This is a genomic window from Gordonia caeni, assembly GCF_039537105.1.
Lineage (GTDB): Bacteria > Actinomycetota > Actinomycetes > Mycobacteriales > Mycobacteriaceae > Gordonia > Gordonia caeni.
The window spans coordinates 49,071-65,208 of record NZ_BAAAZW010000003.1 but is presented as its reverse complement, the minus strand read 5'-3'; the positions used below and the strand labels follow the sequence as shown (position 1 = coordinate 65,208).

The 16,138-nt window shown below is 67.6% G+C and carries 10 protein-coding genes; 7 read left to right on the top strand and 3 right to left on the bottom strand.

The genetic code is table 11. The features are described from left to right. Positions 1-63: 63 nt before the first annotated feature. From ABD732_RS05410 to ABD732_RS05400, 3 genes are all read left to right on the top strand, one after another. On the top strand, positions 64-2,235 hold the full coding sequence (locus tag ABD732_RS05410; protein WP_425552986.1) for an acyltransferase family protein: 2,172 nt from the start codon (positions 64-66) through the stop codon (positions 2,233-2,235). Between the two features lie 89 nt (positions 2,236-2,324). Further along, the gene (locus tag ABD732_RS05405; protein ID WP_344781396.1) at positions 2,325-3,554 is read left to right on the top strand and encodes an acyltransferase; all 1,230 of its coding nucleotides are present in this window, start codon (positions 2,325-2,327) and stop codon (positions 3,552-3,554) included. A gap of 107 nt (positions 3,555-3,661) precedes the next feature. Continuing rightward, positions 3,662-4,882: an alpha/beta hydrolase family protein gene (locus ABD732_RS05400; protein ID WP_344781394.1), complete on the top strand. Its 1,221-nt coding sequence runs from the start codon at positions 3,662-3,664 to the stop codon at positions 4,880-4,882. Between the two features lie 102 nt (positions 4,883-4,984). On the opposite strand, the gene ABD732_RS05395 is transcribed toward ABD732_RS05400, so the two are convergent. After that, positions 4,985-5,599 (bottom strand): SanA/YdcF family protein, encoded by a 615-nt coding sequence (locus tag ABD732_RS05395; RefSeq protein WP_344781392.1) that lies wholly within the window; start codon positions 5,597-5,599, stop codon positions 4,985-4,987. A 354-nt stretch (positions 5,600-5,953) separates the two neighbouring features. Between ABD732_RS05395 and ABD732_RS05390 the strand changes: the two genes are divergently transcribed. Beyond that, positions 5,954-6,520 carry a hypothetical protein gene (locus tag ABD732_RS05390; protein ID WP_344781390.1) on the top strand — a complete coding sequence of 189 codons (567 nt, stop codon included), beginning with the start codon at positions 5,954-5,956 and terminating at the stop codon, positions 6,518-6,520. A gap of 231 nt (positions 6,521-6,751) precedes the next feature. On the opposite strand, the gene ABD732_RS05385 is transcribed toward ABD732_RS05390, so the two are convergent. Beyond that, positions 6,752-7,897 (bottom strand): hypothetical protein, encoded by a 1,146-nt coding sequence (locus ABD732_RS05385; protein WP_344781388.1) that lies wholly within the window; start codon positions 7,895-7,897, stop codon positions 6,752-6,754. A 239-nt stretch (positions 7,898-8,136) separates the two neighbouring features. After that, positions 8,137-9,684, bottom strand: a complete 1,548-nt coding sequence (locus tag ABD732_RS05380; RefSeq protein WP_344781386.1) for a hypothetical protein — start codon at positions 9,682-9,684, stop codon at positions 8,137-8,139. A 573-nt stretch (positions 9,685-10,257) separates the two neighbouring features. Between ABD732_RS05380 and ABD732_RS05375 the strand changes: the two genes are divergently transcribed. The 3 genes from ABD732_RS05375 (at position 10,258) to ABD732_RS05365 (ending at position 16,130) form a co-directional block, all read left to right on the top strand. Beyond that, complete coding sequence (locus tag ABD732_RS05375; RefSeq protein ID WP_425553000.1) at positions 10,258-11,658, top strand: WS/DGAT/MGAT family O-acyltransferase; 1,401 nt, start codon at positions 10,258-10,260, stop codon at positions 11,656-11,658. Positions 11,659-11,932: 274 nt separating this feature from the next. Further along, entirely contained in the window at positions 11,933-15,325 is a 3,393-nt protein-coding gene (locus ABD732_RS05370) for a (Fe-S)-binding protein (RefSeq protein WP_344781382.1), read from the top strand. Positions 15,326-15,434: 109 nt separating this feature from the next. After that, on the top strand, positions 15,435-16,130 hold the full coding sequence (locus ABD732_RS05365; protein ID WP_425552985.1) for a DUF1361 domain-containing protein: 696 nt from the start codon (positions 15,435-15,437) through the stop codon (positions 16,128-16,130). The last annotated feature ends 8 nt before the right edge of the window (positions 16,131-16,138 follow it).

The window sequence follows — 16,138 nt, the reverse complement described above, 5'->3', positions numbered from 1 at the left end:
GGCGAGCGGTTTTGACCGAACCAGCGGGGCCGCCCCGCGGTGGGGTTAACGCCCCGGGCGTCAATGTCGCTACATTTGGGAACCGTGGCAGCACAACACCGGGCCCGGAGATCGGCGGTTCCGCCGACTCCGAACGAAGATGCCGCCACCGGCAACACCTCCGGTTATCGCCTCGACCTGGACGGTCTGCGGGGCATCGCGATCTTTCTGGTCGCCGTCTTCCACGTCTGGTTCGGCCGGGTGTCCGGCGGCGTGGACGTCTTCCTGACCCTGTCGGGTTACTTCTTCGTCGCCTCCCTGCTCAAGCACGTCACCGTTTCGGTGCCGGGCGAGGTGTCGTGGAACAAGGCGGTCAACCCGTGGCCGCGTCTCAAGCGCCTGCTGCTGCGACTGGTGCCGGCACTGTTCCTGGTCCTGGCCTTCGTGGTGGCGATGGTCTGGTGGGTGATGCCCACGACCCGGTGGGGCCCGCTCGGCGAAGAGGTGGTCGCCTCCGCCCTCTACTACCAGAACTACTTCCTCGCGTTCTCGTCCCAGGACTACGGTGCCGCCGACTCCGCGGTGAGCCCGCTGCAGCACCTGTGGTCGATGTCCATGCAGGGACAGTTCTTCCTCCTCACCCTGCTGGTCGCGCTGGCGCTGGGCGGTCTGATCAAGCTCGCCGCGCGGCGCTTCCCGGTGGTGGGCCGGCCGGTCACCATCATGTGGATCGTCGGGCTGTCGGTGGCCGCGGTGACCGTGGTGTCGTTCGCGTGGGCCAACTACCGGCACGGGATCAACCAGCCGTTCAACTACTACGACACCGTCGCCCGCCTGTGGGAGCCGCTGATCGGCGGCCTGATGGCGATCTGGATGCCGCGTCTGGCGCTGGCTCAGTGGCTGCGCACGGCCCTGACGGTGGTCGGCGTCGCGCTGATCGCGACGTCGGGCATCTGGATCGAGGGCGTGCAGGAGTACCCCGGCGTGCTGGCGCTGGTGCCGGTGGGCGCCACAGTGCTGTTGATCTGGGTCGGTTCGTCGCGGACCGCACCCCAGCCGGTGCCGGGCGCCGATCTGTCGCTGGGCGGCAAGATCCTGGCGCACCCGTGGATCGTCTGGCTGGGATCGATCGCCTACTCGCTGTACCTGTGGCACTGGCCGCTGCTGATCTTCTATCTGGCGTGGCGGTTCAAGGACCGCGTGAACTTCTTCGAGGGCGCGGGCATCCTGCTGCTGTCGGTGCTGATCGCCTGGCTGTGCACCAAGTACGTGGAGACGCCGCTGCGCGCCGGCCGGAGCAAGGGCTTCTCCCGCCGCTACCGGCAGGTCCTGGTGGGCGCGCTGGTGGTCCTCACCGTCTTCGGCGGCACCGGCGCCGTCTACGCGCAGCAGCGCGCCGCCTCGATGAACGTCGACACCACCGACCTGGATACGCGCCTGTACCCCGGCGCACGGGCCTTCATGGACGACTTCCCGACGCCCAAGCTGCCGCCGGTGCCGTCACCGGAAGCAGCCAAGGAGGACTGGCCGCTCAACCACATCGGCTACTTCAGCAACTTCGGCGACATGTCGATCCGGGTCGGCGAGTTCGGCGACACCAGCGCCGACCGCACCATCGCCGTGGTCGGCGGCTCGCACTCCGAGCACTGGATGACCGCCATCGATGCGCTCGGCAAGCAGCGCGGCTTCAAGGTGACCACCTACATGAAGGCCGGTTGCGCACTGAGCACCGAGGCCATGGTGGAGTTCCAGGGCGAGATCCTGACCGAATGCCAGGACTGGGTTCGCGACGTGATGGACCGGCTGGCCGTGGACAAGCCCGACGTGGTCTTCACCACCAGCACGCGACCGGTGTCCGACGGCCCCGGCGACTACGTGCCCCCGGGCTACCTGGACATCTTCGAGGAGTTCCGGGAGACCGGGCAGAAGGTGATCGCCGTCCGCGACACCCCGTGGGCGTTCGGCGCACCGCTGTCACCGCCGGACTGCATCGCCTCCGGACGCAAGCCGGACCAGTGCGGCGTCCGGCGTGCGGCCATGTTGTCGGAGGTCAGCCCCACGGACGCGCTCGAGGAGGAGTTCCCGAACATCACGTTCATCGACTACTCGGACGCGTTGTGCGACGACAACTACTGCCCGGCCGTCGTCGGAAACATCCTGGTCTGGCACGACAGGCACCACCTGACCACCGCCTTCGTCCGGAGCCTGATCCCCTACCTGGAACGCGACATTCAGGAGGCCACCGGCTGGTGGTGATCCCAGCCACTGGCGGAGACAGGGCACAGGTTGTTACCAGGTTCTCCTGTTAGCGTTTGCCGGACGAGTACCCATTCTCCACAGCATTTATGACGACAGCCGATCAGTACACCGCAGCCGCGCCGGAACCCACGGGGACCCGGGCGGCGAGCAGCGCTACCCCCGAGAAGACGCCGCCGTCGACGCGGTCGGCCAAGCGCCCGTATCTGTTCCAGGTCGACCTGATCCGGGCGACCACCTTCGCGCTGGTGATCTTCGCGCACACGCTGACGCAGACCACCGACGAGTGGAACAACATCGGCACCAATGCGACGGCCCTGCTGTTCCACGCCACGCGCAACATCTTCTTCGCGCTCACCGGCTTCGTGCTGATGTACCAGTACCAGGGGCGCGACGACTTCCGCGCCGTCTCGTTCTGGCGCCGCCGGATGAAGCTGGTGATCCTGCCGTACATCCTGTGGTCGGCGGTGTACTGGATGGTGATCGGCATGTGGTCGGTGGGCCGCGGGCACGAGATCCCCACCAGCCTGGGCGAGTTCTGGACGGAGCTGCGCTGGGGTACCGCCGCGTTCCACCTGTACTTCCTGGTCGTGATGCTGCAGGTGTACCTGCTGTTCCCGGCGATCCGGTGGCTGGTGCAGAAGACCCGCGGGCACCACGGTGCGCTGCTGGCGGTGAGCTTCGCGCTGCAGATCGCTGCCTTCGCGATCATCACCTACTGGACTCCGCCGGAGTCGTGGGCGTCGTGGTGGTGGCACCACTACGTGACCTTCGTGCCGTACCAGTTCTTCATCATCGCCGGCGCCGTCGCCGCGGCGCACCGCGAACAGGTGGACCGGTGGATCACCGGCCGGGGCGGCTGGCTGGCCACCGGCCTGGTGGGCACGGGCGTCTTCGCCGTCGGCGTCTACCTGTACGGCGCGTTCATCGGCGGCACCGTGCACAGCTTCAACAGTGCGTTCTCGCTGTCGCTGCTGCCGTTCCTGGTGTTCGCGGTGCTGTCGATCTACTCGATGGGCCGGCACTGGTCGGCGAACATCCGGCCCACCTCGCCGCGTTTCGCCAAGGTGGTGGCGTACGCGTCCAACCGCAGCTTCCCGGTGTTCCTGGTGCACGTGCTGGTGCTGTTCTTCCTGCTGCTGCCCAAGACCGACGGCCAGCCCACGCTGGTGCACGCGCTGGGCCAGCCGTGGGGCACCCTCATCACCTATCTGCTGACCATCGCGATCTCGCTGACAGTGGTGGAGATCCTCCGCCGCCTGCCCGGGTCGTCGTACCTGACCGGTCGGCCGCGTCTTCCCTTCCGCTGGCAGATTTGATCTACCGGGCGCGCGGCGGTCCTGCGACAATGCAGTGAGCACCCCGCGCGCCGGGAGCTCGCCGAACCACGACGCCGTCGGCCGCGGGCCGGCCGGAGGAGTGCGCGATGGGTCTGCTGTTTCAGAACGATCTGCACGACGAGTTCGGGTCGTGGCCGCTGGGCTACATCAGTTCCGGCGGGCCCGAGTTCGGGGTGATCGCCGCGGTGGCGAAGGCGGTCGGCGACGGCGACGACGGCGCCTTCTACACCCAATGGGTGGCCGCCGGGGACGCCCGGACGGCGGCCGCGCAAGCGGCCCTGGACGCCGGCCACAAGGCCACCGCGCGCGCCGAACACCTGCGGGCCAGCGCCCTCTACGCCACCGCCTACCACCCGTTGTACGGCGCGCCCGTCGACCCGCGGCTGGTCGCCGCCTTCGACAAGCAGGTGGCGGCCCTCGATGCCGGGCTGGCTTTGGGGGCGTCCCCGGTGACGCCGACGCGCATCCCGTTCGGCGAGCTGGAGCTGCCCGGCTATCTGATCCCGGCGTTCGGGCGCGAGGGGCAGGTGCGGCCGCTGATCATCTTCACCAACGGCTACGACGCCACCGTCACCGACATGTACTTCGCCTCGGCGGTGGCCGCCCTGCGGCGCGGTTACCACTGCCTGCTGTTCGACGGCCCCGGGCAGGGCGAACTCCTCTACAAGCAGGGTGTGCCGATGCGTCCCGACTGGGAGGTGGTGATCCGCGCGGTGGTCGACTTCGCCCTCACCTCGCCGCTGGTGGACCCGAAGGCGATCGCACTCAGCGGCTGGAGTCTGGGCGGCTATCTGGCGCCGCGCGGGGCGTCCGGCGAGCACCGGCTGGCCGCGGTGGTCGCCGATCCCGGGTTGTGGAGCGTCGCGGCGGGCATGCAGCGGCTGGCCGGCGCGTTCGGGGTGGCCCCCGAGGCGCTGGCCGACCCGAGCACCATCCCGCAGTCGGCGGTGGACCAGATGGCCGCGGCGATCGAATCGGTCCCGCAACTGAAATGGCGGGTGATGCAGCGCGGGTTCTGGGTGAACGGGGTGTCGGATCTGCGCGCCTTCTTCGCCGCCTCCAACGAGTACACGCTCGAGGCGGTCGGGAAGAACATCAGCTGCCCGGTGCTGGTGACGGCCGCCGAGAACGACATGCTGGCCAAGGGGGTTGGGGCCTTCGCCGAGACGCTGGGCGACAAGGTGACCCGACTCGACTTCACCGCCGCCGAGGGCGCGGGCGAGCACTGCGAGATGAACAACCGCAGTCTGCTCAACGAGCGAGTCCTCGACTGGCTAGACCACACCCTCCCCGCCCCCGCCGGTTGAGCGAAGTCGGCCCCTCCGCCGCCCGTTGAGCCGGGCGAGCGTCCTCTCGCCGGTTGAGCGAAGTCGAAACCACTCCCCCCGCCCGTTGAGCCGGTCGAGCCGCTAGGCGAGACCGAGTCGAAACGCCCCCAGCATCGCCCGGGGTCGTGAAGCGAGCGCCTCCCGCAGATAGTTCCGCACCAGCGACAAGGCTGAGCAGTCGTCGCAGGGGGCGATCACGCCGACCGCGTCGATCCCCTCCGCGTCGCACAGGCCGACGGCGCGGCCGATGTGGAAGTTCTGGGTGACGATCAGCGCGCGGTCGACGCCGTACTCGGTAGCGGCGCGGCGGCAGGTGGCGGCGGTGTTCATGCCGATCGGATCATCGATGATCGCCGACTCGGGCACTCCGCGGGCCTCGAGGTAGGCGCGCATCACGCGGACCTCGTTGCCGGCGTCATCGTGGTCGTTGCCGGAGTTGAGGATCCGGTCCACCCGACCGTCCCGGTAGAGGTCGGCGGCGACGTCTAGCCGGTTGCGCAGATAGACGCCGGGCTCGTCGTCGGCGGCCTTGGCGCCGAGCACGATCAGCGTGGTCGGGGCTCCGGAGGGGACGTCGGTGGCGTCGACCACGCGCCCCCGCGCGGCGATCAGCGACCACGCCGAACTCACGATCACCACCACCTCGACGGCGACGATCGCCCACAGCGCAAGCAGTCCCAGCCGTCGTCTCCGCACGGCCCCACCGTAAACCGCCCCCAGATCGTTGAGTGAAGACCGCCCCTCGCCCGTTGAGCGAAGCCCCACCGCCCGTTGAGCCCGGCGAGGCGCCAGCCGAGCCGGTGTCGAAACGCCTCCCCCATCGAGCCATCGGTCGTTGAGCGAAGTCGAAACGCTCCGCCGCCCGTTGAGCCCGACGAGGCGCCAGCCGAGACGGTGTCGAAACGTCACCCTCAATCTCTGAGCGAAGCCGAAACGACACTCAGCACCCCCTCGATCCTGATCCCTGGCGTCGTAAACTCGCACTCGAAACGGCTGCGTAGCGGATCCCGATCTCGTTACCCCGTGCAGTGGCCCACGGAGAGGCGGCACATGTCCTCGAACTTGGACGACGGCGGCGATCTCGACGACTTCGTCCGCCAGTTCCAGCTGTGGCGACGTCGCTATCTGGCTGCACGACAACCCGTCTGGGATGAGCCGATCGCAGTGGATGGACGTCTCTGGTTGCGGTACGGGTATCCCCAGCCAGGCTGGACGGGGTATGTCATCGCACCGCGCGAAGACGGCGTGGACCTGTTCAAGGTGATCACCGAACGGCAAGCAGAACCCCGGGAGGTGCCGCTTGCTTCATTCGCGGCGGTCGACGACGCCGGCACGTACATACTGTTCCTCGTGGGAGAGGGACTGCGCATCAAGTGCGGTCTGGTCCCCTTGACTCCGTCCTGGAGGGCGGCCGGCCTCGACCCTCGTGTCGCGGCGGTTCCCCTCGAGCGCCACGTGACCCGCTACGAGCTGGTGGACGATCCGGACCGCCACATGATCGTGCGGGCGGGCGGCGTCCAACCGGAGGGTCGACTGCTGACTCTGACGTACGCGGAACTGGACGCTCTCCTGCGGCAGGGCATGCCCGAGGCCGTCCGTGCCGGCGAGAACCACTGATGCCCGTTGAGCCCGGCGAGGCGCCAGCCGAGCCGGGATCGAAACGCCTCACCCATTGAGCGAGACTGCCCCTCGGCCGTTGAGCGAAGCCTCCTCGCTCGTTGAGCTAAGCCCCTCGCTCGTTGAGTAAGCCCTCTCGCTCGTTGAGCGAAGCTCCCTCGGCCGTTGAGCGGAGTCGAAACGAAATCAGACCCCGAGCACAGGCTCGGGGTCTGATCTGAGTCCAGAACGTCAGGCGGCGTCGTCGACTCCATCGAGGCTGGACGTCTCCCCTGCCGATTCCGTCTCGCTCGGGGTCTCCACCTCAGGTGTCGACTCCACTTCCGGAGTCGACTCGACCGCAGCCGGCGGCTCGACCGGCTCCGGCGTCACGGTGGGCTCCACCTCAGGCTCGGGCTGCACCTCCGGGGCAACCGGGGTGGTCTCGACCGGAGCCGGCGCGGTGACGACTGGCTCGTCCTGCGTCTCCGGAGTAGGCACAGCAGAAGACTTCGCCAGCGGAGCCGACTCAGCCTCGGTCGCCGCCGCGAGAGTCGAGGCCGACAGGTTCGAGCCCAGGAAGTCGTTAGTCGACCATTCCGGAATGTTGAAGATCGGAGTCTTGAACTCGCCGAAGCTGAGCGACGGAATGATATTGCTGATGTTCGGGAAGTCAGCAAATTCCAACTTCGGCAGTCCGATGTAGTTGACGGAGCCTTCGACTCCGCCGCCGGTGACTACCGGGAACAGGACAAGGTTTCCACCGAGCCATCCGATCACGACACCACCACCGGAGTTCTTGTACGCCTGGAAGGCGTAGTCGGAGGTGAGCTTCACGAACCCGGGGCCGCCGAGGGTGAGGCGGACGAAGTCCTCAGTGAGGATCCGCGAGATTGACTTGCCGGCGATGATGTCGTCGATGAGATCTCCGGTATTCATGTCACCTGTGAGAAGAGACACGAGAGCAAGCGGGTTCGTCAGCGCGGCAGAAACTTCACCGGTGCTCTTGTTGTAGTCAGCGTCGAATGTGCCCAGGGCATTCACACACATGCCATCGGTCGATGAATTCGCGAACGCGAGGACGCCGATGCATGAAGCCTGACCGGTGGGGATATTGACGCCGAGAATCTTCAGGTCCGTCGTGGCAATCGCCAGACCAAGGAAGGAGAACGCCATCGCACTGTTGCCAGAGCTGGCACCTGCCACCGCTACACCAGGGAGTACGGCGATCGCCGTGGCGCCCTGCTCGAATAGGGGGATGAGCATGGCGGTGCCGCCGGCGATCGGTATCGCAGCCGTCAACGTCGGGTCAGCGACGACAGTGCGCTCCGACTGAGCGGACTGCACGGCAGTGGGGCCGAGGGTGGCGCCGGCGAGGAGAGCGGCGCTGGCCGCCACCGCTGTCGCTGCGGCAGTGGACTTCCGAACGCGAGATCGAGAGATCATGGGGCAGGACTCCATCAGGTATGTGGAACGAAGTTGTCTCAGACTATGCACAGGCTGCTCTCAGGTGCGTCCGAACCGCGCATATTCATCAATTCCGGCACAGATTTTCGCGGAACAGTCTCTCGATGGATGCACTCGGCCCGCTCCCCCGACAGGGAAGCGGGCCGAGCGTTCCGCGGAACGCGTGCGCGTCAGTTGAGCACGAGGTCAGCGTCCGAGTCCGCGCCCTCCGCACTGTCGGCCCCGGCTCCGCCGCCAACCGGAGCTTCTTGAACGGACGTATCGGCCTCAGGCTCGGGAGCCGACTGCTCCTCTGCCTGCGGCGCTTCGACCACCGGAGCTTCCACCACCGGCTCTTCGGCCGGCGGCGGGTTGTAGCTCATCTCCGGCAACGGTGCCGTTTCCTGAACCACGGCCTCGGGGATCGGGGCGGGATCGTTCACCTGCAGCGGCGCCGCCTCCACTGATTCTTCGACACTCGCGGCAACAGCGTCCGGGGCGTCCGCACCGAGCGTCTGAGCTTCCGACGCACCGGTCGCCAGGATCCCGCTCGTGCTGTTCGAGTCGAGCAGGCCCTCGATCCACTGCGGCAAATCGGTCTCGAACTTCGGTCCATCGTCCGTCATGACGATGCGAATGATGTCGCTCTTGAACATCGGGACAAACTTCCCGGCGAGAAGATCGTTCACCGGCCCGAGATCAGCCGCCCCCGAAGTGATCGTCGAGATTAGCGAAGCAAGGCCATCGCCGTAGGGCGAGATGAGGCCCGGGTCGAAGGGATTCTTTATCGCGTAGGTCACGAACCCAGCGTTGGGGCCCTCGCTGGTCTGCTGCTTCTGGAAGATGAAGAGCACGCCGGTGCACGACTCGAGACGCTCACCGTCCTCACTGACCCGCGCCTCCGCGTAGACCGCGGTGCACACCGCCCCCTTTGAGCCGTCGATCGCCCGGTATGCAGCGGCGATGCCACCGAGGGCCACCGACGATGCGCGATATTCTGGAACCTGAACCCCCAACCCCGCAATTAGTTCTGCCGGAGTCAGGCTCGAGTTCGCGATGGCGATCCCAAAAGGCAACGCCCGAGCCTTAGCTGAATTCTCAACCCGTTCACTACCAATTTCGATGATGGGACCGAGCCCGATCTCCGTCGCAGGCCGACCGATTGCACTTGCCACCGCGACTCCGAAGAGCGAATCCGCGTTGGCGATACCGCCAGTGGCCGCCAATGCAATGGCTCCAGCGAGTATGTAGTTGGCATTCGCCGTCGCCTCACCACCGAGCAGCGTGATCGCCGTCGAATATCCATTGCCGGAGATCGTGGAATTCCCGGGGATCCCCAGGCTCGGATTGAATACGTTCAGGCCCGCCTCGGGCCCCCAGGTCGCCAAAGCGCCGTTCAAGCCTCCGACCGAGATGAGCTCTGCGATGTCCGGCGCGACAAGCCCAAGGACAAAGTCCGCGACCGGAGTCAGCAACCATGGGCTGGAGTTGGTGCAGTCGGCAATGGCAGAATCTAAGAGGGCTTCATCCACCTCAGGGTCGCCGGCATCGCACGTCGCGATCGCGACGTTAGCGAGCGGTAATTCACCGATGCTTCCCAGACTCAACGGGAACAGCGCGGCATTCGCCGGCGGGGCCGTGAGGCTTCCCGCCAGGAGTGCCGCAGCCGCACCGGTGGCTACGAGCGCGCCCGCCTTACGGCGGCGATGTCGGTTTCGGCGAGTTACTGAGGTGGCCATGATGTGGTCCTTTACATGTCAGGTCATCCCCCGCCGAGGCTGAGAGTACCCTGAGCATGTCTCAGGTCACACATATTCGGACAATATGCATCTGCCCCGAGTTCGGTTCATACGAACGGATGACAGTCGGAGTGGCGTTCGGGTGATCTGTGAGGCGGCACGTTTCGACACGGACTCGCCTATCGGCTCACCCGGCTCAACGGGCAGAGGCGTTTCGACACGGACTCGCCTATCGGCTCGCCCGGCTCAACGGCCAAGGTGGTTCGACTCCGCCCAAAGAGCGAGGGGTTTTGGCTCAACAGGCAGGGGCGTTTCGACTCCGCTCGACAGGCAAGGGGCTTGGCTCACCAGGTGAGGCGTTTCGACACGGACCCGCCTATCGGCTCGCCCGGCTCAACGGGCAGGGGCGTTTCGACTTCGATCAACGATCGAGGGACTCCGCTCAACGAGCGAACGGTGAAGGCGGGCCGGGCGTCGGGAAGATGTGTCCCGTGCCACAATGGCGGTCAGCATTCGCGTCGCCGTACCCACGGGTAGGGCGACCTCACGGACGGAGGGGGATCTGTGCAGTACATGCCGGTGACTCAGTCGATGTTCCTCATCGCGGAGACCCGCGATCAGCCGATGCACGTCGGCGGCCTGCAGTTGTTCATCCCGCGCGAGGGGCAGACCGCCGAGGAACTGGCCGAAGAGCTCCACGAAAGCTTCGTCGCCGCCACCGACATCCAGGAGACCTTCCTCAAACGGCCGGCCAGCCCGGCCAACCTGGCCGGTTACACCGCCTGGCAGCTCGCGCACGACATCGACTTCGACTACCACGTGCGCCGGGCCATTCTGCCCCGCCCGGGCGAGATCAAGAACCTGCTGCAGTACGTCTCCCTGAACCACGGCGCCCTGCTCGACCGCTCGCGCCCGATGTGGGAGGTCCACATCATCGAGGGCCTGGCCGACGGCCGCGTCGCCCTCTACACCAAGGTCCACCACTCGCTGGTCGACGGCGTCACCGCGCTGCGCATGCTGCAGCGCACCCTGACCACCGACCCGGACGACCGCACCGGAACGGCCTTCTGGGACAACGAGATCCTGCGCCGACGGAAGAAGAAGCCGCGTGCCCCCAAGCCGCAGAAGAGCCTGTTGTCGAAGGTGACCGGCGCCGTCGGCTCGGCCGTCGGGATCGCCGACGATCTAGTCGGCATCGCACCGGCCGCCGCCAAGGTCGCCGTCACCGGAGTCCTCGACCGCGACTTCGTCGCACCGCTGCAGCAGGCCCCAAACACCCTGCTGAACGTGCCGATCGGCTCGGCCCGCCGGTTCGCCGCGCAGGACTGGCCCACCGACCGCCTCCGCGACGCGGCCCGCCGCCACCACATCACCTTCAACGACGTCCTGATCGCGATGTGCTCGGGAGCACTGCGCCGGTACCTGGACGACAACGACGGCCTGCCCGACGACTCGCTGACCGCCTGCCTGCCGGTGTCCCTGCACAGCGAGGGCAGCGGGGACGGCAACTCGATCACCGCGATCCTGGTGCGCATGGCGACCGACATCGCCGACCCGGCAGACCGACTCCGCGAGATCACCGCGTCCACCACCAGCGCCAAGATCGTCGTCCGCGGCCTCAAACCGCTGCAGTCGCTGGCCCTGGGCGCGGCGAACGTCTGGCCGCTGGCCTTCGCGCCGGTTCCCGGTTTCGTGGACTTCACCCCGCGCGGATTCAACCTGATGATCTCCAGCGTCCCGGGGCCCGAAGAGGTGCAGTACTGGAACGGCGCCCAACTCGACGGCTGCTACCCCGTCTCGATCCCGATGGAGGGGCTGGCGATGAACATCACCATCACCACCGTCGGCGGCAAGGCCAACTTCGGCATCACCGGCGCCCGCGCCCAGTTGCCGCGCCTGCAGCGGATCCTCGACCACCTGGAGACCGCGCTCACCGAACTCGAAGAGATCGAGCCGATCCACCTCGCCCAGTGACGGCCCGGGACCACAGGAGCCTCGCGCGCGGTCCGGCAGCGTCGTACGACGACGATGACGTCGGCCACACCGTCCCGCCGGGACTGGCCTCGCTTATTACCGATGAGTAACATCCGGTAGGACCGGTCTCACCTGCCTAGTTAGGTAAACCTTGGCAGCGCCAGCCGGTACGGAACCTTTACGGTTACCAGGAATAGATGTCCGGCTTCGCGGCGATGAGGACCCCATCGGTGCGCGGCCGTGGTGACGACCTCGAGAAAGGCCGGTACTTCCAGTGACGACCACAACGGTTGTGATCGGATCAATCGCCGTAATCATCAGCATCTTCTGCTGGGCGATCTTCGGCCGCGGCGTCTTCGGGCTCATCCGCGCCATCGCACAGGGCGAGAAGGTGGAGAAGACACGCTTCGCCCACCCGGTCTCGCGACTCATGACGATGCTCAAGGAATTCCTCGCGCATACGCGCATGGTGAAGTTCCGCACCGTCGGCTGGGCGCACTGGCTGGTCATGATCGGCTTCCTCGGCGGCTTCCTCCTCTTCTTCGAGGCGTACGGGCAGTCGATCAACCCCGAGTTCCACTGGCCGCTGTTCGGCGACACCTTCGGCTGGCACCTGTGGGACGAACTCCTGGGCATCGGCACCGTCATCGGCATCATGGTGCTGATCGTGATCCGTCAGCTGAACCACCCGCGGGTCCCGCAGCGCCTGTCCCGCTTCACCGGCTCCCAGTTCCTGCCCGCCTACACCATCGAGGGCATCGTCCTGGTCGAGGGCCTGGGCATGATCTTCGTCAAGGCCGGCAAGATCGCTACCTACGGCCACGCCAACGTCGGCTCGGACTTCTTCACCATGCAGGTGGCCAAGATCCTGCCGGCCAGCCCGACGATGGTGGCCGTCTTCGCGATCATCAAGCTGCTGTCGGGCAGCCTCTTCCTGCTGCTGGTGGGACTGAACCTGAACTGGGGCGTCGCCTGGCACCGCTTCTCGTCGTTCCCGAACATCTTCTTCAAGCGCAACTCCAACGGCACCGTCGCCCTCGGCGCCCTGAAGCCGATGATGAGCAACGGCAAGGTTCTCGACATGGAGAACGCCGACCCGGACAACGACTCGTTCGGCGCCGGCAAGATCGAGGAGTTCAGCTGGAAGGGCCTGCTCGACTTCACCACCTGCACCGAGTGCGGCCGCTGCCAGAGCCAGTGTCCGGCCTGGAACACCGGTAAGCCCCTCTCGCCCAAGCTGATGATCATGGCGCTGCGCGAGCAAGCGCTGAACACCGCCCCGTACCTGATCGCCGGTGGCCGCAAGGACATGGAAGGCAACGAGGTCGGCCTGGTCGACGCCGAGGGCAACGTCCTCGACGACAAGCTGGCCGCCATCCCCGAGGCCGCGCGCGAGGCCGCCGAGCGCAAGCTGGTCGGCGAGTCCGAGGGCCTCACCGGCGCCGTCATCGACGCCGAAGCCCTGTGGAGCTGCACCACCTGCGGCGCCTGCGTGGAGCAGTGCCCCGTCGACATCGAGCACATCGACCACTTCGTCGACATGCGCCGCTACCAGGTGCTGATCGAGTCGGACTTCCCGTCCGAGCTGGCCGGCCTGTTCAAGAACCTGGAGAACAAGGGCAACCCGTGGGGCCAGAACCAGGCCCAGCGCACCGCCTGGATCGACGAGCTGGACTTCCACGTCCCCGTCTACGGCCAGGACGTCGAGTCGTTCGAAGGCTACGAGTACCTGTTCTGGGTCGGCTGCGCCGGCGCCTACGAGGACCGCGCCAAGAAGACCACCAAGGCCGTCGCCGAGCTGCTCAACATCGCCGCCGTCGACTTCATGGTCCTGGGTCAGGGCGAGACCTGCACCGGTGACTCCGCTCGCCGCGCGGGCAACGAGTTCCTGTTCCAGATGCTGGCACAGCAGAACATCGAGACCTTCAACGAGTTGTTCGGCACCGCGCCGCAGCAGCGCAAGAAGATCGTCGTGACCTGTGCGCACTGCTTCAACGCCATCTACAACGAGTACCCGCAGGTCGCCTCCCTCGACGGCGGCCAGGCCAGCGCCGGCGAGTACGAGGTGGTCCACCACACGCAGCTGCTGAACCGGCTGGTGCGCGAGAAGCGCCTGGTGCCGGTGGCGCCGGTCGGCGGCCGCGAAGTGACCTACCACGACCCCTGCTACCTGGGCCGGCACAACAACATCTACGACGCCCCGCGCGAGTTGATGGAGGCCTCGGGTTCCACGCTCACCGAGATGCCGCGACACGGCACCCGCTCGATGTGCTGTGGCGCCGGCGGTGCCCGCATGTGGATGGAAGAGCAGATCGGTAAGCGCATCAACGTCGACCGCGTCGACGAAGCGCTCGACACGCTCGGCTCGGTCCCGGAGGACGGCGACACCAAACTGATCGCCACCGGCTGCCCGTTCTGCCGCGTGATGCTGACCGACGGCGTCACCGCGCAGACCTCGGGCACCGACCAGGAAGACAAGGTGGAGGTGGTCGACGTCGCCCAGATGATTCTGGAAGGCGTCAAGCGCAGCCAGCACGAGGGCATCACCCGTGGCGAGAACTTCCACGGCCCGATCCCGAAGGCCAAGCCCGAACCCGAGCCCGAGCCGGTCAAGGCCGCTCCGGCCCCGAAGGCCGAGCCCGCCAAGTCGGCGGCCGCGGCCCCTGCTGCGGCGAAGCCCGCCGCCGGTGGTCTGGCCCCCAAGGGCGGCCTGAAGAAGCCGGGCGGTCTGAAGAAGCCCGGCGGCGCCGCACCCGCCGCTGCGGCGGCCCCGGCCGAGACCGCGGCACCGGCCGAAGGCGGCATGGCCGTCAAGGGCGGACTGAAGAAGCCCGGTGGCCTCAAGAAGCCGGGCGGGATCAAGAAGCCCGGCGGCGCCGCACCGGCGGCACCCGCGGCCGAGACCGCCCCCGCTGCTGAGGCGACTCCGGCGACCGAGGCCGCACCGGCCGAGGCGGGCGAGACCACCACCGCGTCCACCGAGGGCAAGGCCAAGGGCTTCGGCATGGCCGGCGGCCTGAAGAAGCCGGGCGTCAAGAAGCCGGGCGCCCCGAAGCCGGCAGCCGCGAAGGCGGAATCTGCTCCGGCAGAAGCTGCTTCGGAGAAAGCCCCGGCTCCCGAGACCACCGAAACGGCCCCGGCCGAGGTGACCACCGCGGCCACCGAAGGCAAGGCCAAGGGCTTCGGCATGGCCGGCGGACTGAAGAAGCCCGGCGCCAAGAAGCCGGGTGCTCCCAAGGCCGCCGCCGCACCGGCACCGGCCGCCGAGGAGGCACCGGCCGACGATGCTTCCGCCACCGAGGCCGAAGCACCGGCTGCCGAGGCTCCGGCTGAGGTCCCTGCGGCGGAGGCGACCACGGAGGCCGTCACCACCGAAGCGACCGAGGGCAAGGCCAAGGGCTTCGGCATGGCCGGCGGATTGAAGAAGCCGGGCGTCAAGAAGCCCGGAGCACCCAAGGCCGCTGCCACACCGGCACCGGCCGCTGAGCCCGCCGCCGAGGCACCGGCCGAAGCCGAGGCACCCGCCGAGGTCGAGGCAGAGGCTGAAGCCCCCGCGGAAGCCGAAGCACCGGCGACCGAGGCACCCGCCGCCGCGGCCACCGAGGCCACCGAAGGCAAGGCCAAGGGCTTCGGCATGGCGGCCGGCAAAAAGCGGCCCGGCAAGTAACGCCCCGGTACGAAGCACCGGTGACGGCCCCGTCCGCGAGGACGGGGCCGTCGTCGTCTCCGCGGTGTGATCGGCTGCGCGGCAGCGCATCGGCCGTACGGTGGTCGGCATGACATCTCCTGGCGCTCCGGTGCCCGGCGGCATGCCGGCCCCTTCACCCGACCTCCGGATCCTGGTTCTGTTGGCCGCACTCGCCGGCACCACGGCTCTCACCGTGGTCCTCGGCGTCACCGATCCCGCTGCGCCCCTGAGCTATCCGAGCCTGTTCATGGTCTGGAACCTCTTCCTCGCGTGGATCCCGCTGGTGCTGGCGGTGGTCTTCGCCGAGGTGCGCCGCCGGATCTGGCTGATCCCGGTCGGGATCGCGTGGCTGGCCTTTCTGCCCAACGCGCCGTATCTGGTGACCGACCTGGTGCACCTGCGCCACGGATACGACCTCTGGCGGCACGTGCTGCAGTACGGCTTCGCCGCCTGGACCGGGATCATCCTCGCGGTGGTGTCCATGCGGATGGTGCACCGGCGGTTGACTGCCGAGTTCGGTCGCGCCGTGGGCTGGGCGGCGATTGCCGCCACCGTCGCGCTCTGCGCGATCGGCGTGGTGATCGGGCGCTTCCAGCGCTGGAACTCGTGGGACCTGGTGAACCGTCCCGAGGCCGTCGTCGCCGGGACGCTCGACTGGGTGCGCAACCCGTTCTCGTACGTGGAGTCGACGGGAGTCGGGCTGGCCGTGGCCGCCTTCCTCGCCCTGGCGTACCTGACGATGTGGGGCTACGAGGCGGTGGGCCAGGCTTCGCGGCGGTCGTGACGGGGGGT

Coding starts and splice junctions, on each gene's coding strand:
- ABD732_RS05410 (WP_425552986.1), top strand. CDS start 64: ATGTCGCTACATTTGGGAACCGTGGCAGCACAACACCGGGCCCGGAGA.
- ABD732_RS05405 (WP_344781396.1), top strand. CDS start 2,325: ATGACGACAGCCGATCAGTACACCGCAGCCGCGCCGGAACCCACGGGG.
- ABD732_RS05400 (WP_344781394.1), top strand. CDS start 3,662: ATGGGTCTGCTGTTTCAGAACGATCTGCACGACGAGTTCGGGTCGTGG.
- ABD732_RS05390 (WP_344781390.1), top strand. CDS start 5,954: ATGTCCTCGAACTTGGACGACGGCGGCGATCTCGACGACTTCGTCCGC.
- ABD732_RS05380 (WP_344781386.1), bottom strand. CDS start 9,684: ATGGCCACCTCAGTAACTCGCCGAAACCGACATCGCCGCCGTAAGGCG.
- ABD732_RS05375 (WP_425553000.1), top strand. CDS start 10,258: ATGCCGGTGACTCAGTCGATGTTCCTCATCGCGGAGACCCGCGATCAG.
- ABD732_RS05365 (WP_425552985.1), top strand. CDS start 15,435: ATGACATCTCCTGGCGCTCCGGTGCCCGGCGGCATGCCGGCCCCTTCA.